Genomic DNA, 256 nt, shown 5'->3' with positions numbered 1-256 from the left:
ACATTTATAGCAACTGGATGAATTCCTTCTGCATAATATGCTCCAACTGGTGATAGAATGATGACGAATTTGTATGCACTACCAGGAGCCACTCTTAAATTAGTTTCTGTTTGCAGAATAAATGGTCTTATATATAATGAAGTCCCTTCAGCTTTTGGTATCCTACTTTTTTCAACGTCAATAAGTGTTAACAACCCATTCATAAATAATTCTTTATCTATCTGTGGAATACTTAACCTCTCACAGGACCTATTTA

1 pseudogene is annotated in these 256 nt (G+C 34.0%); it reads right to left on the bottom strand.

The window, feature by feature from the left end:
- A pseudogene (locus AOA62_RS32310) lies at positions 1-203 on the bottom strand (branched chain amino acid aminotransferase); the annotation flags it as partial.
- Positions 204-256 lie beyond the last annotated feature (53 nt).

The organism is Pseudomonas sp. 2995-3 (assembly GCF_002742565.1).
In the GTDB taxonomy this organism is placed as follows: domain Bacteria; phylum Pseudomonadota; class Gammaproteobacteria; order Pseudomonadales; family Pseudomonadaceae; genus Aquipseudomonas; species Aquipseudomonas edaphica.
Note: the sequence above shows the minus strand (reverse complement) of the source record. Positions and strands in the feature narration are given on the sequence as shown.